Origin of the sequence: Streptomyces klenkii (genome assembly GCF_003626645.1) — a bacterium.
GTDB lineage: Bacteria > Actinomycetota > Actinomycetes > Streptomycetales > Streptomycetaceae > Streptomyces > Streptomyces klenkii.
Window position 1 is genome coordinate 40313 of the sequence record NZ_RBAM01000006.1, and the last position, 23583, is coordinate 63895.

24 protein-coding genes and 1 pseudogene are annotated in these 23583 nt (G+C 72.3%); 8 read left to right on the top strand and 17 right to left on the bottom strand.

Annotation, left to right across the window (positions count from 1 at the left end):
• The first annotated feature begins 150 nt into the window (after positions 1–150).
• The gene (locus tag D7231_RS15775) at positions 151–1053 is read left to right on the top strand and encodes an RNA polymerase sigma-70 factor (protein WP_120756085.1); all 903 of its coding nucleotides are present in this window, start codon (positions 151–153) and stop codon (positions 1051–1053) included.
• Positions 1041–1529, top strand: coding sequence for an SRPBCC family protein (locus D7231_RS15780; protein ID WP_120756086.1), 489 nt, complete (start codon positions 1041–1043; stop codon positions 1527–1529). Before D7231_RS15775 ends, D7231_RS15780 begins: the two co-directional genes overlap by 13 nt.
• Before the next feature lie 33 nt (positions 1530–1562).
• Here D7231_RS15780 and D7231_RS37050 read toward each other — a convergent pair whose 3' ends face one another.
• The 5 genes from D7231_RS37050 to D7231_RS15800 form a co-directional block, all read right to left on the bottom strand.
• A complete protein-coding gene (locus D7231_RS37050; protein WP_194962269.1) occupies positions 1563–1718 on the bottom strand; it encodes a DUF6131 family protein in 156 nt (51 codons plus the stop codon).
• A gap of 92 nt (positions 1719–1810) precedes the next feature.
• Complete coding sequence (locus tag D7231_RS15785) at positions 1811–2380, bottom strand: transcriptional regulator (protein WP_120756087.1); 570 nt, start codon at positions 2378–2380, stop codon at positions 1811–1813.
• Positions 2381–3940, bottom strand: a complete 1560-nt coding sequence (locus tag D7231_RS15790; protein ID WP_120756088.1) for a helix-turn-helix domain-containing protein — start codon at positions 3938–3940, stop codon at positions 2381–2383.
• Positions 3933–4223, bottom strand: coding sequence for a helix-turn-helix domain-containing protein (locus D7231_RS15795; RefSeq protein ID WP_120756392.1), 291 nt, complete (start codon positions 4221–4223; stop codon positions 3933–3935). The genes D7231_RS15790 and D7231_RS15795 overlap by 8 nt, the downstream gene beginning before the upstream one ends.
• Before the next feature lie 112 nt (positions 4224–4335).
• Positions 4336–5961: an amidase gene (locus D7231_RS15800; RefSeq protein ID WP_199739380.1), complete on the bottom strand. Its 1626-nt coding sequence runs from the start codon at positions 5959–5961 to the stop codon at positions 4336–4338.
• A gap of 111 nt (positions 5962–6072) precedes the next feature.
• On the opposite strand from D7231_RS15800, the gene D7231_RS15805 reads away from it, so the two are divergent.
• Positions 6073–6393 (top strand): antibiotic biosynthesis monooxygenase family protein, encoded by a 321-nt coding sequence (locus tag D7231_RS15805; protein WP_120756090.1) that lies wholly within the window; start codon positions 6073–6075, stop codon positions 6391–6393.
• Between the two features lie 118 nt (positions 6394–6511).
• Here D7231_RS15805 and D7231_RS15810 read toward each other — a convergent pair whose 3' ends face one another.
• From D7231_RS15810 to D7231_RS15830, 5 genes are all read right to left on the bottom strand, one after another.
• A complete protein-coding gene (locus tag D7231_RS15810) occupies positions 6512–7396 on the bottom strand; it encodes a hypothetical protein (RefSeq protein WP_120756091.1) in 885 nt (294 codons plus the stop codon).
• On the bottom strand, positions 7393–8331 hold the full coding sequence (locus D7231_RS15815; protein ID WP_199739381.1) for a fatty acid desaturase family protein: 939 nt from the start codon (positions 8329–8331) through the stop codon (positions 7393–7395). The genes D7231_RS15810 and D7231_RS15815 overlap by 4 nt, the downstream gene beginning before the upstream one ends.
• 59 nt (positions 8332–8390) lie before the next feature.
• A complete protein-coding gene (locus tag D7231_RS15820) occupies positions 8391–9509 on the bottom strand; it encodes an amidinotransferase (protein ID WP_241999743.1) in 1119 nt (372 codons plus the stop codon).
• Positions 9510–9728: 219 nt separating this feature from the next.
• Positions 9729–10328: an HAD family acid phosphatase gene (locus tag D7231_RS15825; protein ID WP_120756094.1), complete on the bottom strand. Its 600-nt coding sequence runs from the start codon at positions 10326–10328 to the stop codon at positions 9729–9731.
• Between the two features lie 164 nt (positions 10329–10492).
• On the bottom strand, positions 10493–11011 hold the full coding sequence (locus D7231_RS15830) for a nuclear transport factor 2 family protein (RefSeq protein ID WP_199739382.1): 519 nt from the start codon (positions 11009–11011) through the stop codon (positions 10493–10495).
• A 79-nt stretch (positions 11012–11090) separates the two neighbouring features.
• Here D7231_RS15830 and D7231_RS15835 point away from each other — a divergent pair.
• Positions 11091–11758, top strand: a pseudogene (locus D7231_RS15835) (ADP-ribosylglycohydrolase family protein); the annotation flags it as partial.
• 95 nt (positions 11759–11853) lie between these two features.
• Here the strand turns inward: D7231_RS15835 and D7231_RS15840 are convergent.
• From D7231_RS15840 to D7231_RS15850, 3 genes are all read right to left on the bottom strand, one after another.
• Complete coding sequence (locus tag D7231_RS15840; RefSeq protein ID WP_120756394.1) at positions 11854–12804, bottom strand: DMT family transporter; 951 nt, start codon at positions 12802–12804, stop codon at positions 11854–11856.
• A gap of 356 nt (positions 12805–13160) precedes the next feature.
• Positions 13161–14138, bottom strand: a complete 978-nt coding sequence (locus D7231_RS15845; protein ID WP_120756095.1) for an asparaginase — start codon at positions 14136–14138, stop codon at positions 13161–13163.
• Positions 14139–14177: 39 nt separating this feature from the next.
• The gene (locus tag D7231_RS15850; RefSeq protein ID WP_120756096.1) at positions 14178–15698 is read right to left on the bottom strand and encodes a GMC family oxidoreductase; all 1521 of its coding nucleotides are present in this window, start codon (positions 15696–15698) and stop codon (positions 14178–14180) included.
• Positions 15699–15907: 209 nt separating this feature from the next.
• On the opposite strand from D7231_RS15850, the gene D7231_RS15855 reads away from it, so the two are divergent.
• Both D7231_RS15855 and D7231_RS15860 read left to right on the top strand, forming a co-directional pair.
• Positions 15908–16294: a hypothetical protein gene (locus D7231_RS15855; RefSeq protein WP_120756097.1), complete on the top strand. Its 387-nt coding sequence runs from the start codon at positions 15908–15910 to the stop codon at positions 16292–16294.
• A 218-nt stretch (positions 16295–16512) separates the two neighbouring features.
• The gene (locus tag D7231_RS15860; protein ID WP_241999744.1) at positions 16513–17208 is read left to right on the top strand and encodes a DUF4097 family beta strand repeat-containing protein; all 696 of its coding nucleotides are present in this window, start codon (positions 16513–16515) and stop codon (positions 17206–17208) included.
• Positions 17209–17242: 34 nt separating this feature from the next.
• On the opposite strand, the gene D7231_RS15865 is transcribed toward D7231_RS15860, so the two are convergent.
• Positions 17243–18595, bottom strand: coding sequence for a TolB-like translocation protein (locus D7231_RS15865; protein ID WP_120756099.1), 1353 nt, complete (start codon positions 18593–18595; stop codon positions 17243–17245).
• A gap of 230 nt (positions 18596–18825) precedes the next feature.
• Between D7231_RS15865 and D7231_RS15870 the strand changes: the two genes are divergently transcribed.
• Together D7231_RS15870 and D7231_RS15875 are read left to right on the top strand one after the other, a co-directional pair.
• Positions 18826–19767 carry a pseudouridine-5'-phosphate glycosidase gene (locus D7231_RS15870; RefSeq protein ID WP_120756100.1) on the top strand — a complete coding sequence of 314 codons (942 nt, stop codon included), beginning with the start codon at positions 18826–18828 and terminating at the stop codon, positions 19765–19767.
• Positions 19764–20708, top strand: coding sequence for a carbohydrate kinase family protein (locus D7231_RS15875; RefSeq protein WP_120756101.1), 945 nt, complete (start codon positions 19764–19766; stop codon positions 20706–20708). Before D7231_RS15870 ends, D7231_RS15875 begins: the two co-directional genes overlap by 4 nt.
• A gap of 132 nt (positions 20709–20840) precedes the next feature.
• Here D7231_RS15875 and D7231_RS15880 read toward each other — a convergent pair whose 3' ends face one another.
• From D7231_RS15880 to D7231_RS15895, 3 genes are all read right to left on the bottom strand, one after another.
• On the bottom strand, positions 20841–21920 hold the full coding sequence (locus D7231_RS15880) for a mechanosensitive ion channel family protein (protein WP_120756102.1): 1080 nt from the start codon (positions 21918–21920) through the stop codon (positions 20841–20843).
• A gap of 241 nt (positions 21921–22161) precedes the next feature.
• A complete protein-coding gene (locus D7231_RS36520) occupies positions 22162–22860 on the bottom strand; it encodes a DUF8017 domain-containing protein (RefSeq protein ID WP_158673770.1) in 699 nt (232 codons plus the stop codon).
• 109 nt (positions 22861–22969) lie between these two features.
• Positions 22970–23518 carry a flagellar hook-length control protein gene (locus D7231_RS15895; protein WP_120756105.1) on the bottom strand — a complete coding sequence of 183 codons (549 nt, stop codon included), beginning with the start codon at positions 23516–23518 and terminating at the stop codon, positions 22970–22972.
• Positions 23519–23583: the final 65 nt, after the last annotated feature.

Genomic DNA, 23583 nt, shown 5'->3' on the forward strand with positions numbered 1-23583 from the left:
CACTCTACAGAGGCGCCGGACGGCGGCCTCGTTGTGAACGGGATCACAGTGGCAACCTGTCACGGTTCGCCGGTGCGGGGTGTCTCGATGGGCATCTGACGAACAGACGGTCCATTACTGACGGCCCGATACCCCGACGAGAGGAGCGTCATGGCTGAGGGCGACGCCTTCACCGAGCACCGTCCGCTGCTGTTCACCATCGCCTACGAGATGCTGGGCAGCGCCGCCGACGCGGAGGACGTCCTTCAGGAGAGCTACCTGCGGTGGAGCGCGGTCGACCCGGCCACGGTCGAGCACCCGCGGGCCTACCTGGTCCGCGTGGTGACGCGGCAGGCCCTCAACCACCTGCGCACGCTGAAGGCGCGGCGCGAGGACTACGTCGGCTCGTGGCTGCCGGAACCGATCCGTACGGCTCCGGGGGTGAGCGAGGACGCGATCCTGGCCGAGTCGGTGTCGATGGCCATGATGCTCGTCCTGGAGACGCTGAGCCCGGCCGAGCGCGCGGTGTTCGTGCTGCACGACGTGTTCGGCTACACCCACGGCGAGATCGCCGCGTCGATCGGCAAGACGGAGGTCACCGTCCGGCAGATCGCGCACCGCGCACGCCGGCACGTCCACGCGCGCCGCCGCCGCTTCGAGCCCGACTCCGGCGCGGCCCGGAAGGTCGTCCAGCGGTTCCTGCTCGCGGCGCAGACCGGCGAGATCCAGGCGCTGATGGACCTGCTGGCGCCCGACGTCGTGCAGGTGTCCGACGGCGGCGGGAAAGCGACCGCGGCCCGCCACCCGATCACGGGCAGCGCCGAGGTCGCCCGCTACGTCCTCGGTGTGGCCCGCACGAGCCTCACGGCGGCGACCCGCATCGAGCAGGCCACGTACAACGGCATGCCCGCGGCACGCTCCGTCAACGGCGGCGAGCCCGACTGGCTGCTCGCCTTCGAGATCCACGACGGGCGGATCAGCGGCCTCTACGTCATGCGCAACCCCGACAAGCTACGGCGCACCGATGCGGTGCGCCCACTCGACCGAGGAGAACTCCAGCCATGGAAACCATGACCGTCGAGCGCACCATCGCCGCCCCGATCGACGAGGTCTTCGCCTGGCTCACCACGACGACCAACTACACGTGCTCGCCTCTGGTGCTGCGCTGCCGCCTGGACCGGCGCGGCGAGGACGCGCCCTACGGCGTCGGCGCGGTGCGCAATCACCTCTGGCTGATCGGCTGGTTCCGCGAGCGCATCACTCACTACGACGCGCCGTACTCCACCGAGTACGTCGTCGAGCGGAGCCTGCCGCCGTCCCGGCACGAGCTCGGCCGCATGACGTTCACCGAGACCGACGGCGGCACCCTGGTCCGTTGGACCACCCGCGCAGAGATTCCCGTCCCGGTGCTCGGCGCCTTCCTCACCCGGCGCTTCGCGAAGCCGGTCATCACGCGCACCTTCGGCAACATCCTCGCCGCCGCCGACACCGCCCTGTCCCGGCGCTCGGGCAAGCGGCACGGCCCGGCTGCCACACCGCCGCTCACCTGAGCGCACGGCGTACGGGACCCGGCTGATCAGCGGTTACCAGTAGTGCCGCCGGCCTCCGACTTCATGGCCCACCGCGCCCAGCACCCACAGGATCGCGCCGATGACGAGCACGATGATCCCGATGGTCCACAGGATGGAGATGCCGGTCAGGAACCCGATGACGAGGAGAATGACTCCGAGGACGATCATGATGGCCTCCGCTCGGCGGAAAACCCCCTCTCCTTACTGTCCACCCCGGCCGGGTCCCGTGCCAAGAGATACAAGTGACGCCCGGGGCGCCCTCAGGCGGCGAAGCCGACGTTCGTGACGTACTCGTACTGGCCCCACTGCGAGCCCAGGTCGACGATCGTGTCCGTCCAGGCGTCGTCGAGCCCCTGGTAGTCGCCGGCGGCCCACGCGGCGACGATGCGGTCCCAGCGGCGTACGTTCATCGTCCGGTACTCGACCACGCGCTGGAGCGGGCGCGGCACCTGGGACTGGTTGAGGGGGTGGATCTCCACGCGCGTCCCGCCGGACGCGTTCAGCCGCCGCAGGAGGTGCCGGGCGACGTTCTGGCGGCGTACCGACCGGTAGGCCTGTTCGATGCGGTCCAGGCTGGCCTTCGACGGGCGGCGCCCGCCGTCCAGCCACGCCTTCAGGGTGCGGTCGGTGACAGTCAGGCCGGCGTCGCGGGCGGCCCGGCGCGCGTGGGCCGTCCTCGTCAGGTAGTGCAGGCGGGCCATGAGGCCGCGGCGGGCGGTCACGGGGGTGGTGATGCCGCCGGCGAGCTCGTCGAGCTTGCGGGCGACGGCTTCGCTGCCCTTGAGGCCCCGGGCGCCGTACTTGCCGAAGTCGATGTTCTTCTGCGGCATCTACTCCTCCTCCCCCGTCCCGATGGCAGCGGTGTACGCGTCCTTGACCTTGACTTCGGTAACGCCCCGGCCCTCGGCGAAGACACGGCGCCAGTCACCGATGACGTGGAGCTCGTCGGTGCCCATCGCCCGGACGACCGCCAGGCCCTCGTCGTGCGCCTTGAGGGCCTTCATCCAGAGGTTGGCGAACGCCTGGGAGCGGATGATGTGCATCCAGTCCGGGCGGTAGAGCTCCCGGTTGTAGTTCGACTCCCCCATCGTGGAGACGAACTTCGAGTACATCGCCTTCACGTACTCCAGGGTGACCTCGTCGTTCTCCGTGATGGCCGCGTCACGGGCGTCCTTGAGAGCGACGCGGAACTTCTCCAGGAGGTTCTCCGTGGCACCCGAGGTGTACGACTCGTGGATCTCCGGCGGCGCGCACAGCCCGTACTTCGGGCCCGACAGGCGCAGCAGGAGGCGCAGGGTGGGCTCGGTGACCCACAGCGGGCCCGGCTCGTCCCGCTGCCCGATGGGGTTGGGCAGCACCGCCTCGTGTTCCCACGCCGGCGGGGTGATGAGGTGGACACCCGCGCGACGCCGGTCGTGGGCGAGGCCGGCGGAGTGCTCCAGCTGCCCGAGGGGCAGATGGGTCTTGAGGGCGGAGAGGTAGGCGCCGTTGATGTCGAGCGCGGTCACCTCATGGCGGCCCGGCGGCAGCTCGTGGCGGGTCCACTTGGGGCGGGCCTCCCAGATCTGGTCGGCGCCGCGCGAGGTCTGCTTCTTCAGGATGTCGGGGATCCACGGGTGGGCGACGATGTCGTAGCGAGCGCCCTTGCGCGTCTCGTCCAGCAGCCGCATCGCGTCCGGGATCGCGCGCTTCAGCAGGGCGGCGGTGGCCGCTTCCATGTCGCCCTCATGCTCGGCGAGCGCAGCCCGGACCGCCTGACCGATCAGGTCGGCAGGCCCGGACGGCTCCTGGAACGCACGCCCGGCCGGACCCTGTGAGCGGCCGGAGGGGCGCGGCCCGCGCGGCGGGCCTTCCTGCCTCGCTACGGGTTCGGCCGCCTCGGAGGCGGGGGCGGGACCGGGGCCGGGGGCGGTCACGGTGTGGCAGTCCGCCGGGTCCAGGTGCTGGGCGAACCCCGCCACCCGGCTCCCGGCCGGCTGCCCGCACAGCACGCACGGCTCCGGCACAGCGAGCGACTCCACGTCGTCCCCCTCACCGGCACCGGCGGTTGAGGCGTCATAGGCCGGTGAAGCGTCATCGGCCGCAGCCGGCTCCTGCACCGGCTCCGGCTCCTGCACGGCCTCCGGCTCCGGCTTCTCCTGGACCTCGACCGCGAACTTGGCGGCCAGCCCGTCCAGCAGATACGCATACCGGGTGCGGATCTCGCCGGAAGGATCCCGGGTGTCCTCCCATCCGGCCACCGTGGACGGGCTCACCCCGAGCGCCCGGGCGACCTGGGCCTTGGACAAGCGGGCCTGCTCCCGTAGTTCCCGCCGGACTCCGCGGGCGGGCAGTCCGGCCTCCGGGCCGACGGCGGCGAGCAGGGAGTCGATCGCGTCGAAGTCACCCACCGGACCGCACCCCCCGCGCGGCCGTGGCGACCCGCCGCCGGGCTGCGGGCAGCGCCTCGCACGCGCGGGCCGGACCGGCCAGCAGGTCCAAGGCGGCGATGCCGTAGTGCACGGCGAGGGCGTCCACGTCGCCCAGCGTCCACGACGCCGCGCCCGACTGCCTGCGCGACACCTGTGCCTGCGTCAGGCCCAGCACACCGGCGACCACGCTCTGCGACTCCCCTGTCGTCCGCATCAACGCGGCCACCGACAGGCGCAACGACTCCTCCAGTCCCGAGCTCATGCCGCACACCCTACCAATGACCATGCGCAAACCGCATACACGCTGGGAGTGGGCCGGCGAGTCCTCTACGAGACGGTGGCCACCCGCCGAGTGCCGGCCGGTGCCCCACCGTTCACCGGGAGGTGCCGGACCCCGTAGTCGGTAGGTAGCGCGGTGCTCGCCAGGCCTTCAGGTGGGCCTCCACCGTGGCGCCCAGTGACAGCAGACGGCTGTCCTGGCGGTCGCCGGCCATGAGGAGCAGGCCGACCGGGAGTTCGCCGACGAAGCCTGCGGGCACCGACAGCGAGGGGTATCCGGCCACGGCCGCGGGGGTCGAGGACGGGATGATGTCGTTGTCGCCCCGCGCGCAGTCGGTCGTCCAGGCGGGCGGGTTCGTCGGCGCGGCGATGGCGTCCAGACGGTGGGCGGCCATGGTCTCGTCCACGGAGCGCCGGGAGAGGTCCTTCAGCTCGGCGCGGGCGGCCCGGTACCCGGGGTCGGTGACGGGAGGCGCGGCGAGGGCCTGTTCGAACAGTTCCTGGCCGGCGAAGCAGGTCCGTTCGGCCGCGTGGGCGCGGTTGAACGCGATCAGCCCGGCGAGGTCGCGCGGTCCGCGGCGGGTGGCGAGGTAGGCGTCGATGTCGCGGTGGAACTCGCTCAGCAGCGCCGGGTATTCCAGTTGGGCGAGCCGTTCCTGGTACGGGGGTGTCACCTCGACGACCACGGCTCCCGCGTCGCGCAATTCGCCTGCCGTACGGCTCATCAGGGCGTCGACGTCCGGACCGAGCGCGGGCAGCCGCCACAGGCCGATCCGCTTGCCGCGCAGCCCGCCGGGGCGCGTCAGGCTGTCCGGGAGAGCGGTGCCGGCGCGCGAGGCGCCGTCCTCGCGGAGCACCGCGAGGGTGAGTGCGACGTCGGTCACGTTGCGCGCCATGGGCCCCGCGGTGTCCTGCTCGGCGGAGATCGGCACCACGCCGGCCCCGCTGACCAGCCCGAGGCTGGGCTTGTGGCCGACAACGCCGTTCATGCCGGCCGGGCACACGATGGAGCCGTCCGTCTCCGTGCCGATCGCCACCTGCGCGAGCGACGCGGCGAGCGCGGCGGCCGAACCGGAGGACGATCCGCACGGGTTCCGGTCCAGCACGTAGGGGTTCCTGGTCTGCCCGCCCACCGCCGACCACCCCGAGGTCGGCTTCGCCGCGCGGAAGTTGGCCCACTCGGACAGGTTGGTCTTGCCGAGGATCACCGCTCCCGCGTCCCGCAACCGCTTGACGAGGGCCGCGTCGGTGTCCGGCGGGCTGCCGGCCAGCGCCAGCGATCCGGCCGTCGTGAGCAGACCGCGGGTGCCGATGTTGTCCTTGAGCAGGACGGGAATGCCGTCGAGCGGTCCGCGGGCGCCGCCGTGCCGGTGTCTGGCGTCGCTGGCGGCCGCCTGGCGCATGGCGGTGGGATCGGTGCGCAGCACCGCGTTGATCCTGGGATCGACGGTCGCGATCCTCCGCAGGTAGGCGGCGGTCAGCTCCGACGAGGTGAGCGATCCGTCGGCCATGCGGGCCTGTAGCTCCGGGATCGTCACCCTGTCGAGGTCGACGGGCAGGGCCGGTGGAGGATCGCCGGTCAGCGGCGGGCTGCCGGCGTCGCGTTCGGCGGCTTGCGCGCGGGCGTCCGGCACACCGGGCACGCCCGGCACACCCGTCATGAGAGACCCCAGCCCCACCGCCAGTGCGGCCATCAGTACGAGAGCGCTCTGCTTCCCCATGAGTGCCAGCGCACTACATCGCCGCGCCCGGCACAAGGGCCCGCACGCGCCACGCCCCGGAGCCGGCACCCCCGCCGCACCCGTAACGGGGACATCGGGCACCATTGGGGCATGAGCGTAGTCAAGATCAACGTCCTGACCGTCCCCGCCGAGCAGCGCGCCGTCCTGGAGGAGCGCTTCTCCGCACGTGCCGGGCTCGTGGAGTCCAGCGACGGCTTCGAGTGGTTCGAGCTCCTGCGGCCCGTGGAGGGCACGGACGACTACTTCGTCTACACGCGCTGGCGCAGCGAGGAGGACTACCAGAACTGGATGAACGGCCCCATGCGGCAGGGCCACCAGGGCGGTGACGGCGCCCGGCCCAAGCCGGCGGCCACCGGCTCCAGCCTGCTCTCCTTCGAGGTCGTCCAGCACACGGCGCCGAAGAACGCCTGAACGGGCTCGGGGGCGCGAGGATCGTTCCTCGCGCCCCCGGCCGTCACCGCTCGCGGGTGAGGGCGATCAGGTCCACTCCTCGGTGAGGATGATCAGGCCCGCTCCCCGGTGAGGGTGATCAGGTCCACCAGACGAGTTCGTTCTCGTCGTTCAGCGCCGTGAAGCAGGTCAGCAGCAGCCGCTTGGCGTCACCGGAAGGCGTCTCCGCTGTCTCCCCTGTCTCCCTGCCCAGGACGGCGTGCGCGAGGTTGCCGTTGATCACGCACAGGTCCCCGCTCTCGACGGGGACGACCACCCCGGGATGGCCCTCCAGCAGTTCCGGCGGGTAGGGGAAGCCGCTGTAGGTCAGGCCCAGCCGCTCGCGGGAGCGGTCGTCGGGCTCGACGTTCCACAGCTTGATCTGTCCCGTTCCGCCGGGCACCTGCGGGTAGACGTTGACGGCCATCACCCGGCGCAGCCTCTGGATCTCGAAGCCCGCCTGAAGCGGGTCCCGGAGCTGCGCGAGGTCGTCGTGCGGCATGAGCAGGAACGCGCCGGTGTTGTTCCAGAGCACGGCCTTCGAGTCGCCGGCGGCGCGCCCTTCGTGCACCGCGGGGCGGACCCGCGACAGGCCGCCGTGCGCGGCCAGCTCGTCGCGCAGCGCGGACACCGGGTCGGTCGCGCCCTCGTACAGGGCGCGTACGGCGTCCGCGGACTGTGCCACCTCGGTGAGGTAGGCGTCCGTGGTCTTCTCGATGTGCGACGCGCCGACGATGTACCCCTCGACGCCGTCCTCCCCCTCGCCGTAGCGGGGAGTGCGGCGCGTGGAGGCCCAGAAGTTCTCCACGATCCGCCGGCGGTCCGCCTCGGGGACGAAGCCGGTCACCCGGTAGGCGGCGAGCTCCCCGCGCAGCACTTGGAGGACGGCCTCGACGTCGAGACTGCCGTGCGTCTCGTGCACCCGGAACTGGTCCGGCGGCAGGGCCCTGCCGGTGATCCGCGGTGCCGTGGTGCCGGTGGTCATGCGCTCCTCCGACGGGTCTCGGTCGCGGTGGACGGCGCGCCGCCGGTCGCGGTGCCGTGGTGGAGCAGCGGGCGCTTGCGGTCGAGGAAGCCGAGCATGGCCGGGACCGGGCTGATGATGCGCGGCCGGCCGTCCAGCTCGCCCCGGCGCCTCTCCCGTACGACGGGCATCTGTGACCAGTGCGTCGCCGGGCTGAGGTGGTGCTCCTGGTGGTAGCCGTCGTTGAAGGTGAGCGCGTTGTACAGGCGGCCGTAGTGGCTCACCGAGTCCGTCGCGCGGGACGACGGGTCGGCCCCGTAGTGCCGGTAGTAGTTCTGCACGTTCACCATCGCCAGGGCGATGAAGAACGAGGGCAGGTAGCAGAACAGCGTCCACTGCCAGGAGATCGCCGCGAACAGCACGAGGGACAGGCAGTGCGCGGCACGGTCGGCCTGCACCTGGCGCAGTTCCTTGCCGCGGCGCGGCTCCCTGCGGGAGGCCAGCTCCAGCAGCTTGCCGTCGCCGGGTGTCACGCGCCACAGCCGCACGACGTAGAGGATCTCCTTGCCCCGGCCCACCAGCGAGTCCAGGGCGCCCATCACCACGAAGTAGAGCAGCGGCGCGTGTTCGCCGTCCTTGCCGTCGCGGTAGGTGGACGAGGTGTCCCGCGTCGTGCCGTCCGCACCCTTGAGGTCGTTGTTGAACCGGTGGTGGTTGCGTACGTGGGTGAGGTGGTACGCCTGCACCGACTGGCCGATGTTGACCGAGTTCAGGAGCGACACCAGGCCGTTGAGCCGGGACGAGGCGAACCACGGCACGTGCGTGAACAGGTGAGAGATGACGATGATGTTGTAGGCCATCATCACCGCGAGGAGGGCGTATCCGCCGGCCCTCCAGGGGGCCGAGGCCCCGTCCCACGCGGTGGCGAGCCAGATGGTGACGGCGAACTGCGCCACGCTGAACACCAGCAGGAGCCCGTCCCGCGGTGTGTGTTTCCATATCCCCCCGGTCTTCATTAGAAGTACGACTCCAGGGTGCCGCGGCGGCGCACGTCCAGCGTGGCGCAGTGGAACGAGCCGCCGAAGCTGTTGAAGTTGCGGAAGTTGACGGGGATCGGCTTGAAGCCGAACTTCTTCATCGCGTCGATCATCGGCTGGTCCTGCCGCTCCACGATGACCCGCTCCTCGTCCAGCATGAGGATGTTCATGTTGATCCACTTGCTGGTCATGTACAGCGGGTGCGCGTCGGGGATGACCGGCGCGGGGGCGGTCATGACGTCCCAGCCCTTGAACAGCGCGGGCACCTCGGGGACGCGCTCGGGGTGGATGAGCAGCTTGCCCGGGGCCATCGGGACGAGCGTGGCGTCGATGTGCATCGGGTGCGAGTCGTTGAACTCGAAGACGTGGATGCGGTAGTCGTCGCCGAGGTGGCGGCGCAGCCACTCGATGCCGAAGTCGTTGGTGACGTTGCTCTTCTGGGCGATGATGTCGCGGCCGCAGCGGGTGAAGTCGGCGGCGTCGAAGGTCGGCTCGAACTCGGTGACGACGAGGCGCTGCGGGCCGTCCTCGCCCGGGTCGGTCCAGTCCTGGTCGAACTGCTCGTCCGTCAGCTCGGGCTTGGGCCCGGCGCTCCACTTGGCGCCGCCGCGGAAGTACTCCTTGAGCAGCGGGCGGTAGGCGAGGTTCTCGTAGTAGCGGGAGCGCCAGGCCATCGGGCATTCGATGATGTCGTCGCCGACCACGAGCAGGGCGTCGCGCGGCATCGCCGCGTACATGCCGGTGCTCTTCCAGTCCAGCGTGCTGTACTCCGTGCGCTGGGGGATCGGCTCGGGGCGGCGGACCTTGACGCCCTCGCTGGTGAGGATGTGGGCGAACTCCTCCAGCTCCCTGTGCGCCGCGGCCACCTGCTCGGCGGGGAAGGGCTGCCCGGCGTTGCGGCGGAAGGTCTCGTGCTGGTTGCCCGGCAGCACGGGCGGCAGGGCCATGTGCCAGGTCGGGAAGCTCGCTTCGTCGACGATGCCGACGATCACTTCCTCCAGCGGGTCCCACTCGGTGTAGGAACACACGGGGCCTGCCGGCTGTTCTGCCTGAGCAGTGTGTTCGGTCGCGCTGTTGTCCACTGCGTCAAGTGTCACGGGTAGTGCTCCTCTTGCTGTGCGGTGCGACGTGCGGGGCCACCACCAGGAGGTACCGGCGGTACGGATGGTGATGCGGCGCGGTGAGTTACGTCCTCACCGGTGGTGGCCGTCGATCGAGTGATCGAATTCAACGCGTGCGCCCGCCGGGCGGGCAAGGCTCCCGGCGATGTTGTCGCAAAAGGCGTTCTTGACAGGCGCAACGCGCCTGATGCGGCGTCAGGACAGCAGGCCGCCGTAGTCGGGGAGCTTGAAGCCCTTCTCGTAGTAGCCGCCTTCAAAATCGGTCGACCGGTTTCCGATGTTGGCGGTGATGGCGTAGCCGTCCCGGGTCAGCTCCTCCCGGCAGCGGGCCTTGCCCTCGCCCTTGCTCTCGCCGTGCTCGCGCGTGCATATCGCGTCCACGGGATAGCCGGCGTGCTCGAGCTGCTGCCGGGCGGACGAGGAGGAGGTGCGGGCGGTGACGAACAGCACCACCATGTGGTGCTTCTGCGCCCACTCGGCCACCTCCAGCACCGGCTTGTTCGCACGGCCCTCGTGGTAGTACGTCTCCAGCGCGGTGTTGTCGATGTCCAGCACGATGGCCGGCTTCCCGCCACCACGCTCGGCGGAACGGCCGCGCAGCCACGGGACGGCGGGGGCGACGGCCTTCTTCACGTCGGACTGCCAGGTCTGGTAGCCCGGCGCTGCCTGACCGGAGGCGGTGGCCTGCGCGGAAACAGCGTCCTGCGCGGGGGCGGCGACGGCCGGCGTCGCGGCCGGGAGCACGACTGCCGTCAGCACGGCGAGGGCGGCGATACGGGACTTCCTGACGGACATCAACCCGTTCCTTCCGATGGTCGAACGATCAACCTGTCGGTCAGACAGATCAACATCGCGGAGGGACGCCGGGGCGACGGCAAGATGTCACCGTCATGAACGCGCCAGGACCGGCCGCCGTCCGGATCCGGACCGGCTCCGACCCCTTCCGCGCGGTGTTCGCCTCAGGCCGCGGGGGCGGTCGCCTTCCACTCGTCCGGCACCCGCGGCGGCGTGCCCCGGGTCCATGTCACGTGCAGCGCCGAGGCGCTGATCCGCCAGCCGTCGGGCGTCCGGGCCAGCTCGGTGCGGGTGCGGCCGCCGGAGACGAAGAGGTCCTCCGAGCCGCCGGCGAGGATGTGCGTGCTGAGCTGGGCTCCGCTGACAGTGGCGCGGTCGCCGTCGATCTCGATGACGGGAGCCGCCCCGAAGTGCACAGTGCGGTCGAAGAGCGCCATGCCGCGCCGGATGTGAGCCAGCAGGGCCTCGCGGCCGCGGACCGTACCGATGGGCATCTCCGCGGTGACGTCCTCGGTGTGGAACGCGCGGGCCCAGGCCTCGTCGAAGACCCGCTCGTCCAGGGAGCGCAGGTAGCGGTCCAGCAGGTCGGTGATCTCCGCGCGGTCGGTGAGAGCTTGCAGCTGACGGTGCATCTGTTCCATCTGGCGCACCTGTTGCATCTGGTGCATCTGTTCGGTCTCCATGAGGGAACCCTGTCACCTCAAGCGCACTTGAGGTCCAGCGGCAAAGGAGTGGCCGCGCCCACAGTGAACGGTTTGAACGGGCACGCTTGCGCCGGCCCGGATGGAGCGGCCCGTACGCGAGGAGTTCGTCGCGTGGTGACGCTCGCCGGACAACAACCGGAAGCCGGCGCGCGCCACGGGAACCGCCGGAGGCTCCCGCAGGCCGCGCTCACGCACGGGCACCCGACGGCGCCGGCCGCCGGCGACCTCGTCGCGTACGCGGTGCACCTGCTCGCGCAGGGCGCACGGCCGGGCGAACTCGTAGGCCTGCTCAAGGAGCACGCGCCGGCCAACCGCTCCGTCTACCGGGAGCGGTGGCTCGGCGACCTGTGGGAGTTCGCGCAGGACCACAGCGCGGTCGCCTTCACCGAGCGCGGCTGGGACGAGTGCCTCGCCGCGCCCGGCCGGGTGGAGGCCGCGCTGAGCGACCCGGACCCCGAAGCCGACCCCTGCCTGGCCACCGGCGAGGGCTGGATCGCCGAAGAAGCCATGGCCACCGCGCTGCTGTGCTTCCTGCTCTTCCCCGCCGAGCCGGTCACCGCGATACGCCGGGCCGCCTGCACCTCCGGCGACTCCGACTCCATCGCCTGCCTCACCGGCGCGTTCGCGGGAGCGCACCTGGGCGCCGGCGCCTGGCCGCAGGACTGGGTGCAGCGGATCGAGTACCGCGACGAGCTCCTGGCCTTCGGCGCGCTCTGGGACCGCTGAGGGCGCCCGGGGCCGGGGGGGCGCCGCCGCCTTCGCGGCAGGTGTACGCAATGGCGGCGGCGCGGTAGTGCGGCAGTTGCCCGGGGCGGTTTTCCTCAGGCGGCCGCCGGCGCCGGGAGCCGGGATTCGGCCACGGCGAGGCCCGCGACCGCGGCGAGCAGGAGCAGCGTGCCGAGGACGGTCGCCGTGGTGAGGTGTTCGCCGAGGAGCGTCACGGCGAGGATGGCGGCGCTGACCGGCTCGATCAGCATCACCACCGCCGCTGTCGTCGCGCGGACAGCCGCGACGCCCGCGAAGTAGAGCGGGTAGGCGAGCGCGGTGGTGACGGCGGCGACGTAGGCCATGAGCAGCAGCACGCGCCCGAGGTGCTCGGTGTGCGGGACGAGGCCTTCGGCCCAGGCGAGGGGCAGCAGGACCACGGCACCGATGCCGAAGGACCACATCGTCAGGCTGTACGGGTCTTCGCCCCCGCCGCCGCGGCGGCCCGTCCAGCGGGCCAGGAGCGTGGCCACGGCGTATCCGGCGGCGGACAGCAGCGCCAGACCCACTCCGAGGGGGTCGACGGTGCCGGTCCGGTCGCCCAGGACCAGCACGGCCAGGCCGCCCAGCGCCCCGCACACGGCCATGACCCCGCCCCGTCCGATCCGTTCGTTCAGCAGCAGCCGCCCGCCGATCGCGGTGAAGACGGGCCCGGCCCCGAGCGTGACGATGGTGCCCACGGCCAGCCCGGTCTCCTGCACCGCCCCGAAGTAGGCGGTCTGGAAGACGGCCAGGCCGATGCCCGTCCCGCCCAGGAGCAGCAGCCGCTGCCCCCGCCACCACGGCTGCCGGAGGACGCGGGGAGCGGAGGAGGCGGAGGGCGCGGGAGCGGTGCGGATGCGGAGGAAGGCACGGGCGGCGAGCAGCAGCGCCAGGCCGCTGACGTACCGCCAGAAGGACAGCGCCATGGGGCCCAGGTCGCTGGACCGGTAGACGATGTCCACTGCGGCGCCGGTCGTTCCCCAGGTGGTGCCGGCGACGGCCAGGTAGACGAGGCCGCGCCCCACGGAACGCGACGCTGCCCGCGCGCCGGGGTCGTTGGAGTTGCCGGGATCGCCGGGGTCGCTGGTCAAGGACGACGGCTCTATGGACGTTGCAGAGACGGTTTCTGACACCGATTCGGACACAGTGCGTTCTCCAGACGGAGCGGATGGTCATGGACTCCCGTGCGCGGGCACAACCACACAGCGCGTCGGCCTCGAAGGGCCCGGCGCGCTGAGGAGACGTGGCGACCCGCCTCAGGCAGCGGGAGGCGCAAGCACTGTCGAACGCATGCCGACCACCCTACGCCCTCCCCCACCCCAAATGATCACTGATCCGGCTGCCGTTGGCGGAAATTGGCCGGTACGCGAGCGGGATCCGGCTAGCCGTGTTCGGCGAACGCCGCGGTGATGTCGTCGTGTTCCGCGCCCGCCGCGAGCAGCAGTCGCAGCAGCACCCTCGCCTTGTACGGGTCGAGCAGCCCGCCGTTGATCAGTCCGCGCTGCTGGAGGTCGGTCTCCGAACCGGGCGCGCTGTAGGTGCGGCGGAGCACCGGGCCGCTGCCGGTGCGGGAGGTGAGGACGACCGGGATGCGGTCGGCGAGGGCGCCCAGCACGGGAGCGAAGGAGGCGGGCACGTGCCCGGCCCCGAAGCCGGCGACCACCAGGCCCCGGTACGTGGCGGCGAGGCCTTCGAGCCGGCCGGGGTCGTCGTCGAAGGTGACGCAGTGCAGGGCCACCCGGGCGGCGTCGAGCCGCGCTCTGCCGATGCCGGCCGGCAGGACGGCACGGCGCGGCGGCGGGGCCAGGACCCGTACGCCGCCTTCCACGACGCGCCCCACCGGGCCGGCGTTCGGGGAGACGAAGGCCGCCGTGCTCGTGCTGTGGGACTTGCGCACCCACCGCGCCGCGTGCACCTCGTCGTTGAAGGCGACGAGCGCGCCGAGCCCGCGCGCCGCGGGGGAAGCGGCGACGCGGGCGGCCGCGAGCACGTTGGCCGGTCCGTCGGCGCCGGCCATGCCCGGCTGCCGCATCGCCCCGGTCAGGACGAACGGCGCGTCATGCGGCCACACGAGGTCGGCGAGGAACGCGGTCTCCTCCAGCGTGTCGGTGCCCTGGGTGACGACGACGCCGGCGGACCCCTCCGCCACGGCCCGCGAGGCCGCCTCGACGACGTCGAGCACCTGCGTGAAGGTCAGGCTCCCGCTGGGAACGGCGTGGACGTCGCGTACGTCCAGAGGCACCCCGAGCTCGTCCAGCCCGGGTACGGCCGCGGTGATCTCGGCCCCGGTCAGCCGCTCCCCCGTGGCGCGCCCGGACACCGATATCGTGCCCCCGAGCGCGAACAGCGCGATGCTCATGTTCTCCCCCAGCCGTTGCCGCCGGCGTCCGGCGCCGGGCTACGCGCCCCGGATCAAGTCCGCGGCCTTCTCCGCGATCATGATCGTAGGCGCGTTGGTGTTGCCTCGCACCAGGGTCGGCATGACCGAGGCGTCCACCACGCGCAGGCCCCGTACGCCGTGCACCCTCAGCTCGTTGTCGACGACCGGCCCCATGGCGCAGGTGCCCGCGGGGTGGTAGAGCGTGTGCAGCTCCCGCCGGGCGAAGTCGAGGAGGTCCTGGTCGCTGTCCGAGCGCGGCACGCGGAAGTCGGAGCGCCGGTGCGCCCGCAGGGCGGGCCGGTCCGCGATGTCGAGCAGGACCCGCAGGGCGCGCACCGCGGCCGCGCGGTCCTCCTCCGTGGACAGGTAGTTGTGCACGACGCGCGGCTTGGCGCTGGGCAGGGCCGAGCGGAGGGAGACCTTTCCCCGGGCTGCCGCGCCCAGCAGGACCGCGCCGTGGTGGAAGCCATGGGCGGCCGGGGCGCCGAGCCCCTCCTCCTCGTACGTGGCCGGAATCGCATGGATCTGCACGTCCGGCGCTTCGAGGCCGGCCAGGGTCCGTACGAATCCGCCCGCCGGGGCCATCGCCGTCATCGGCGACTCGCTGCTGGTGAGGTGGATGAGGGGAAGGTGCCCGTGGTCCTGGAGGTTCTCGCCCACGGGGAGGTCGGCGCGGGGCGCGATGCCGAGCGCTTCGAGCTCCGCGGCGATGCCGATCCCCGAAAGCATGAGCAGCTGCGGGGAGTTGTAGGTGCCCGCGGAGACGATGACCTCCCGTTCGGCGCGCAGTTCCACCAGCTCGCCCTGGTGCTCGGCCTCGACGCCGGCGGCCCGGCCGCCGGAGAACAGCAGCCGGGTGCAGTGGGCTACGGAGACCACCGTCAGGTTCGGCCGCTCCAGGGCGGGGCGCAGGTACGCGTCGGCCGTGCTGCACCGCAGGCCGTCGCGCTGGGTGAGGTCGTAGTAGCCGAAGCCGTCCTGCTCGGGGCCGTTGAAATCCGGGTTGAACGGGTGGCCCGCCTCCTGCGCGGCCTCCACGTACGCGGCCAGGAGCGGGCTGCTGGAACGGCCCCCGCTGACGGTGAGCGGGCCGCCGGCGGCGTGCCGGTCGGAGGCGCCGCCGTGGTGGTCCTCCGCGCGGAGGAAGTACGGGAAGACCTCGTCCCAGCTCCATCCCTTGGCGCCGGCGTCCGACCAGGCGTCGTAGTCCCCGCGGTTGCCGCGGATGTAGATCGTCGCGTTGATGGACGACGAGCCGCCGAAGGTCTTCCCGCGCGGCAGGTAACAGCGGCGGCCGTCCAGGCCCGGCTCGGGTTCGGTCTCGTAGTCCCAGTCGTACTTGGTCCGGAACAGCGTCGTGAACGCCGCCGGGACGCGGATCGCCTCGGCGTCGTCGGGCGGCCCCGCCTCCAGCAGCAGGACGCGGACGCCGGGGTCCTCGCTCAGCCTCGCGGCCAGTACGCAACCGGCCGACCCCGCCCCCACGACGACGTAGTCGTGGCTCTCGTGCTGTGCATCCCTTGCGCCCTGTACGGGCATGGGTGTCCCCTTCCAGGTGACCGATGCGACGGCGCTCTCATGATGGCCCCCGGCGCCGGGGACGAACAGATGACCGCCGCGGCTGACGGCTGCGGCGCGGGTCACCTTCAGGACGAGACCGGGATGAGGCCGGGATGAGTACGCGCACCCGTACGTTCTGAGTACCCGGGCCGACGCGGGCAGGCCCGGGCGGAGGGTTGAGTGGACCCATGAACGACCTCACGACGCAGGCGCAGGCGGACGCCGCCGCACAGACCCGCAGCACCGACGACCGGGACGAACGCGGCGGGCGCTCGCTCATCCTGCCCGCGGTGCTTGCGGTGCTGCTCATCCCCGTGGCGCTCCTCTTCGGCGGGCTCGCTCCCATGGCGACCGACAGCTGCGGCCCCGACCACTGCTCCCGCGCCCTCGACCAGGCCCTCGCCGAGGTCGTTTTCGGCCTGTACGCGACATTCGCCGGGACGCCGGCGCTGCTCCTGACGGCTGGCGTCCTGCCGCGGCGCATGCGGTACGCCACGGCGCGCAGGCTCACCGCCTGGAGCGCACTGCTGCCGCCCGCCTTCGTCATCCTCAGGGTGCTCGCCTTGCCGCAATGAGCACGTCCGGCCGTGCCGCCGGCCGAGGAACGGGGATCGGGGATCGGGGATCTGCATCCGGGGGTTTTCCCCATGGTGAGAGGTCCGGTACGGCGCATAGCCTCGCCTGGACAGGCAGCTCCTCGGCAGGAGTGCCTGACACCCCCTGACATCTCATCAAGTCATCAAGAACGGTGGATATCCCCATGCGTGCGCGCTCCCGTCTGCTCACTGCCGCCATGACAGCCGCCATCGCTGCCGGCGGCATCAGCGCGTGCAGCATGATGCGGAAGAACTTCGACGACGACACCACCGTCGCGCAGAAAATCACCTCCGTACGGCTGGACACCGGCTCCGGCGGCGTCACTCTGCGCGGCAAGGAGGGTGCCACCGCGGTGAGCCTGCACCGTTACGTGGAGTACGGCGGCGACCGGCCGGAGGGCGCTACGCACCGCGTCGGGAACGGCGTCCTCGTGCTCGGTGGCTGCGGCGACGACTGCTCGGTGGCCTACACCGTCGACCTGCCGGCAGGCATACCGGTGACCGGCCGGACGACGAGCGGCGCGGTCAGCGTGTCCCGGTCGGGCGCGGTGAAGGTGCGGACCGGTTCCGGCGCCATCGACCTGGACGACGTCAACGGCGCGGTCGAGGTGCAGGCGGGCAGCGGCGCCATCACGGGGAAGGGGCTCAAGGGCGGCCCCGTCGTCGCCAGGACCTCCAGCGGGGCCGTCGACCTCACCATGTCCGAGGCGCAGGACGTCAAGGCCGGGGCCGGGAGCGGGGCCGTCACTCTGACCACGCCCGACGGGCGGTACCGGGTGACCGCCGAGAGCGACAGTGGCGGCAAGGACATCGCCGTCCACGACGACCCGTCCGGCACGCACCGGCTCGACCTGAGCACGGGCAGCGGCGCCATCACCGTCAAGCGGTCCTGAGAGCGGCGACCTATGCCCATGCTCAGGCCCCGGGTCACGGGAGGCGGCGTAGGAACACGTCGTCGGCCTTGTTCGTGTCGCCGGGGACGAGGTTGCCGGCGGAGCTGGTGAAGACCGCTGTGCGGCCCGGGCCGTCGGTTGCGACGCCGGTCGACTCGCCGTCGGCCGGGGTTCCGCCGGCCGCGACGTCGAGCCGTTCGACGGAGCCGGTGCGCAGGTCCCGCGCGTAGACGGCCTGGTGTCCGCCGGTGGTGCCGCCGGGGACCAGGTTGGGGGCGGTGGAGGTGAAGAACACCTTCCGGTTGTCGGCGCTCATGACGGGGCCGCGGGAGTCGCCGCGGGCCTCGGACCCGTCGTGGGCGAGGCTGAGCCGCTGCGTGGTGCCGGTCCGGAGGTCCCGGGCGTAGACGTCCGACGTCTGCGTGGTCTTGCCCGGTACGACGTCGGAGCTGCGGGTCGTGAAGAGCGCGTAGCGTCCGTCGGGGCTGAGGCGGATGTCGCTCGCCCCGGCGTCGCTGCCGTCGCGCTGCCGGGCGGCGGACTCGGTCCGGCCGGTGCGCATGTCGTGGACGTAGAAGGTGCTCAGCCGCGGCTTTGCCAGCCCCGCAGCGGCGGCGGAACCCGCGGGTTCGCCCTCGCCCAGGCCGCCCAGCGACAGGAACCCGACCTTGCTGCCGTCCGCGCTGATGACCGGCGCCGCCGAGCGGGTGCCCGCCTGGCTGCCGTCCGACCGGACGCTCACCCGCTGCGTGGTGCCGTTCCATCGGTCCCGTACGTAGACCGCCACCGGATCCGTGCTCGGCCCGGGCACGAGGTCAGTGCGGTCGGAGGTGAAGGCGACGAACCTGCCGTCGGCGCTGACGGCCGGTTCGTAGGACGTGCCCGCCTGCTGCTGCGTGTTCTCCAGCAGCAGCTCCGTCCGTCCCGTCGTGCGGTCGCGGACGAAGAGATCCGTGTCCCCGGGGCGCTTGTCCGGGGAGAGGTTGCCGGCCCGCGAGTCGAAGACGGCGTAGCGTCCGTCGGCGCTGAGGGCGATGTCGAAGGACGAGTCGTCGGCGGGCGTGCCGTCGCTCGCCACGTTCGCCTGCTCGACGGCCCCGCTGCGTAAGTCCTTGATGAACAGGTTGACGCCGCCGCGCGTGCCCGGCGTCAGATTGGTGGCCACGGATCTGAAGGTCGCGAAGCGGCCGTCGGCGCTGATGCCGGCGGTGTACGACTCCGCGTTGCCCTCGGCTCCGTCGGCGGCCACGCTCACCCGTTCCGTACGCGGGCGCTGGTGCTCGGCGCCGCTGGTGGCGGCGGTGGCAGCGGTAGCGGTGGGCAGTGCGGCCACCGTGCAAGCGCTCAATGCGGCGGCCAGCATCGCGGTTCGTGCGAGACAGCGCATGGTTCCCCTCCTGGGCTGGACTGGACTTGGCTTGACTGGACATCAAAGGTGAGGGAAGCCAAGCCCCGTCGGGCAGCCCCGGTCAACCCGTCAGCCGTCAACCCGCTCAACCCGTCAAGCCATCACGCCCTCGGCGGCCGAGGCTTGCGAGGTCACGGGCCGGGGAACGGCTCTGTGCATCAGGGATCCGGTGAGCAGCGCCGTGCTCGGCGCGACGGGAGGGACCTGCGATGCCAGAGGTGCCAGAGGTGTCGGGCGGGCAACCGAGGTGGCCGGCCGTGTCGGACGAGGTGCGGGAAGCGCTGGTACGGGGCCGGCCGGTGGTCGCCCTGGAGTCGACGATCATCGCGCACGGCCTGCCCGCACCACGGAACCTGCACGTGGCGGAGGAACTGGAGGAGCTCGTACGGGAGGGCGGCGCCGTCCCCGCGACCGTCGCCGTGCTGGACGGACAGCCGCGCGTGGGGCTGGACAAGGCGGAGCTGGCGCGGGTGGCGGGTGAGGACGGCATCCGCAAGCTGGGGCACCGTGACCTGGCGCCGGCGGTCGCGGCGGGGGCCAGCGGGGCGACGACCGTGTCCGCGACGGCGTTCCTGGCGGCACGGGCGGGGATCCGGGTCTTTGCGACGGGCGGCCTGGGCGGCGTCCACCGCGAGTGGGTGCGGTCCCAGGACGAGTCGGCGGACCTGGGCCTGCTGGCGCGGGTGCGGATCGCCGTGGTGTGCGCGGGGGTGAAGTCGGTCCTGGACGTGCCGGCGACCTTGCAGCGGCTGGAGACGCTGGGCGTCGGGGTGCTGGGCTTCCGGACGGCGGAGTTCCCGGGCTTCTACCTCAGCAGCTCCGGCGAGCCGGTCGACTGGACGGCCCGGTCCGCGGCGGAGGTGGCCGGCGTGCTGCGGGCCCAGGACGCGCTGGGCGGCCCGGAGTCGGCCCTCATCGTCGCGAACCCGGTGCCCGTGGCGCAGCAGCTGGATCCGGCCCTGCACGACCGGGTGCTCGCCGAGGCGCTGGCGGCCTGCGCGCGGGAGGGCGTCACCGGGCAGGCGGTCACTCCCTTCCTCCTCGACCACCTCGTCCGGCACACCGGCGGGGCGTCCCTGGAGGCCAACGTGGCCGCGGTGCGGGGCAATGCGCGGCTGGCGGCCGAGATCGCCGTGGCGTACGCCTCATGACGGGTGTCCGGGCCGGGGCGCTGCTGGTGGTCGGTGACGTGGTGACGGACGTCGTCGCCCGTCACCGCACGCCGCTCGCCCCCGCGACCGACACCGCGGCCGCGATCGTCACGCTCCCGGGCGGGGCGGGCGCCAATGTGGCCTGCTGGGCCGCCCGTTCGGGCGCCCGGGATGTCCGTATCCTGGCCCGGGTGGGGGCGGACGCGGCGGCGCAGCAGCATGAGCGCGCGCTGCGGGCCGCCGGGGTCCGGCCGCATCTGGTCGTCGACCCCGAGGCCCCTACGGGTACGGTCGTCTGCCTGGTCGGTGCGGACGGCGAGCGGACCTTCCTCACCGACAGCGGGGCCGTCGAGCGGCTGTCGCCTGCGGACTGGAGTGACGGTTTTCTCGCCGGGGTCGGTCACCTGCACCTCTCCGGCTACCTCTTTTTCGCCGAGGCGAGCCGCCGGTCCGCCCAGGTCGCGATGGAGGCCGCCCGCGCCCGCTCCGTGCCGGTCAGCGTCGACCCGGCCTCCGCGGGCTTCATCGCCCGCCTGGGGGTGGACCGCTTCCTGGAGGCCGTCGCCGGAGCGGACGTCCTCCTGCCCAACGGCGACGAGGCGGCGCTCCTCACCGGCCTGCCCGATCCGGCCGACGCCGCGGCCAAGCTGAGCCGCCAGTTCCCGCTCGTGGTCGCCACGCAGGGCGCCCGGGGCGCGCTGGTCGCCGCCTCGGGCGCGGTCACGGCCCGGGTGCCGGGCCGGCCGGCCTCGGCCGTGGACACGACGGGCGCGGGCGACGCCTTCACCGGCGCCTTCCTCGCGTCCCGCCTGGCCGGCCACGACCCGGCCACGTCCGCACACCGGGGATGCCAGGCCGGCGCGGAGGCAGTCACCCGCATCGGTGCGCGCCCGGGCGGGAGCGGAGGCGGAGGCATTGATAGTGGCGGATGGGCGCCCTAGGGGTCTACGGAGCGAGAGACGCGTCCGAGCCCGGAGTGAGTGCGACGCCCCTCCCCCGGGCTCCGGTCCCCCGGCTCGGCACGCGGCACGCGTCCGCCGGACGCGGCGGTGAAGAACGTTCGCCGCGGCCGCTCAGCCCGTGGCTTCGACGGAGGCGCGGGGGTGGGGAATCACGGGCTCCCCGGCCGGCTGTTCCAGGGAGACCGTGCGCGCCGGAGCGGGGATGCGGATGCCCTCCTCGCGGTACCGCCGGTGCAGGCGCTTCACGAACTCGTGCTTGATGCGGTACTTGTCGCTGTACTCACCGACGCCGAGGATCACCGTGAAGCCGATCCGGGAGTCGCCGAAGGTGTGGAAGCGGACGGCGGGCTCGTGGTCGGGGACGGCGCCGGTGATGTCCTTCATCACGCTCTCGACGACCTCGTTGGTGATCCGCTCGACGTGTTCCAGGTCGCTGTCGTAGCCGACGCCCACCTGCACCGTGACCGACAGCTTCTGCTCGGGGCGGCTGAAGTTGGTCATGTTCGTGCCGGCGAGCTTGGCGTTCGGGATGATGACGAGGTTGTTGTTGAGCTGCTCGACCACGGTGATGCGCCAGTTGATGTCGCGGACGTAGCCCTCCTCGCCGCTGCTGAGCCGTATGTAGTCGCCGGGCTGGACCGTCTTCGAGACGAGGATGTGGACGCCCGCGAAGAGGTTGGCCAGGGTGTCCTTCAGGGCCAGGGCGATCGCGAGACCGCCCACGCCGAGGGCGGTGAGCAGCGGGGCGATGGATATCCCGAGGGTTTCCAGGATGATGAGGAAGCCCATCGCCAGGATCCCGACGCGGGTGATGTTGACGAATATCGTGGCCGACGCGGCCACGCCGGACCTCGACTGCGCGACGGACCGCACGAGCCCGCTGATGACCCGGGCGGCGGTGAACGTCGCCGTCAGCATGACGAAGGCCGTCAGCGCCTGGTTGACGGTGTGGCCGACCTGGCTGGTCAGCGGGAGCGCCGCGGCCGCCGACGCCACGCCGCCCGCCACCGCGGCCCACGGGGCGACGGTGCGCAGCACGTCGACGATGATGTCGTCGCCTTCCCACGCGGTACGGGCGGCCCGTTCGCCGAGCCAGCGCAGGATCACGCGCAGCAGGAGGGCGACGGCCACGCCGGCGGCCACCGCGATGCCGGCGACGATGGCGTCGTGCAGGGTGAGGTCGCGGGTCACCGGTGTCCTCCTGCCGTTGCGGAGAGCGGAGCGACGGCGGCGCCGTCTGCCGGAGGCCCGGAGTAGTGGTTCGTCACCTTGTACCTGTCTGTCCCGACGGATCGTGAGTGCGCGGGTCCCACAGAAGTGGATCATCGCGAGAGGACATCCTGCACCACGCCCGTTCCGCCCCTGCACGCCCGGGTGGCGATCGGCCGCGCGACCGCCGCGAGCTCACCAACTGCGGCTACCTCCGCGGCACCTACCGAGGGTCCAGCGAGGCGCTCTCCATCACCCTGTCCACCTCCCGGTTCTCCTCCGGACCGCCCGGCTGGGCGACGCCGAGGAGGAACGCCGAACGGCTGTCGTCGACGGAGACGATGGTCAGGCGGAGGTGCCCCGGGATGCTCGCGCCCTGCTTGTCGGCGCTCACGCGCAGCGCCACCGTGTGGGCGGGGCGGCCGTCGACCGTCGTCGGCCGGGACTCCTCCAGTTCGGAGCTCCCGTCCGGGTAGAAGAACTCCGCGTTCGAGCGGGCGGCCCGCTCCGCCTGCCGCTGCAGAGCGGGCTGCGGGACCGCCCCGGCGCGGCCGGCGAACACGGTGCTGCCGCCACCGCCGGCGTTCCTCTTGCCGGCCGACGAGGTGAACGCGTCGATCAGCTTCTTCCCGTCACTCTCCCACCCCTCGGGTATCGCGTAAGAGAGCCCGGCGGCACCGTCGGTGACGCGAGGCCGGCCGGCGTACGGCGCGGTGTCCTCGTCGCGGGTCAGCCACCACCCGGCGGCGACCCCGGCGACCAGCAGCAGCACCAGGGCCGCCGCCACGCCGCCGACCACCATCGTCCGCCGGTTGCCCGGCCCCCGGCCGGACGGGGAAGTGGCCGGGGGCACGGGCGCGGGCGCGGCGGGCGGAAAGGCGAGGGGAGGGTGAGGCGGCTGTGGAGGCTGAGGTGTCGTCATGGTCCCAGCATCGGTGATCTGCGCGGGAACCTGCCTGAGCACCCGTACTCACTGACGTACTCAAGACTGACGCACTCAAGAGCGAATACGGCGGAGCGGGGCGGGAGGGTCAGTTGTTCCAGGGGTTGGCCGGCTGGTCGTTGATAGCCGTCCAGAAGCGCGTGCCGGCGGGGACGTCGCCGTAGGCCCAGAAGCTCCAGCCCCCCGAGCTCTCCAGGTTGGGGCCGTATCTGCCGTCGTGGAACTCGGCCATGCGCCAGCCCTCGCCGAAGGTGTTCGCGCAGACGCTGTCGGCAGCGGCGCGGCTGGTCAGGCGGGTGCCGCGGATCGGGTTGGTGGCGGCGACGGCCCCGCGGGCCCAGCCCGCGTAGAAGCCGGGGGTGATGCCGGCGGGGGCGGCCCGGCCGTCGATCCTGAGGCAGAGCACGGGCAGGGCCGTGGTCGTGGCGGTGTCGCCCTGGTACGGGTTGCTCAGGGGGCCGCCGCCGACCTGCACAGTCCCACTGGGGCCGTCCGCCATCAGCGTCCAGGTCATGGCCTTGCCGCCGGAGTCGGCGGCGGGCGCGGCCGCGGTGGCGGGAGTTGCGAGGCTTCCGGCCGCGGCGAGCGCCGCGACGCCGAGCGCGAGGGCCGCTTTCACCGACTTCACCGGCTTCACTGACCTCACCGAATTCATCGATTTCGCCGAGGACTTCACCGAGCGCATGGCTTCTCCTCACTGAT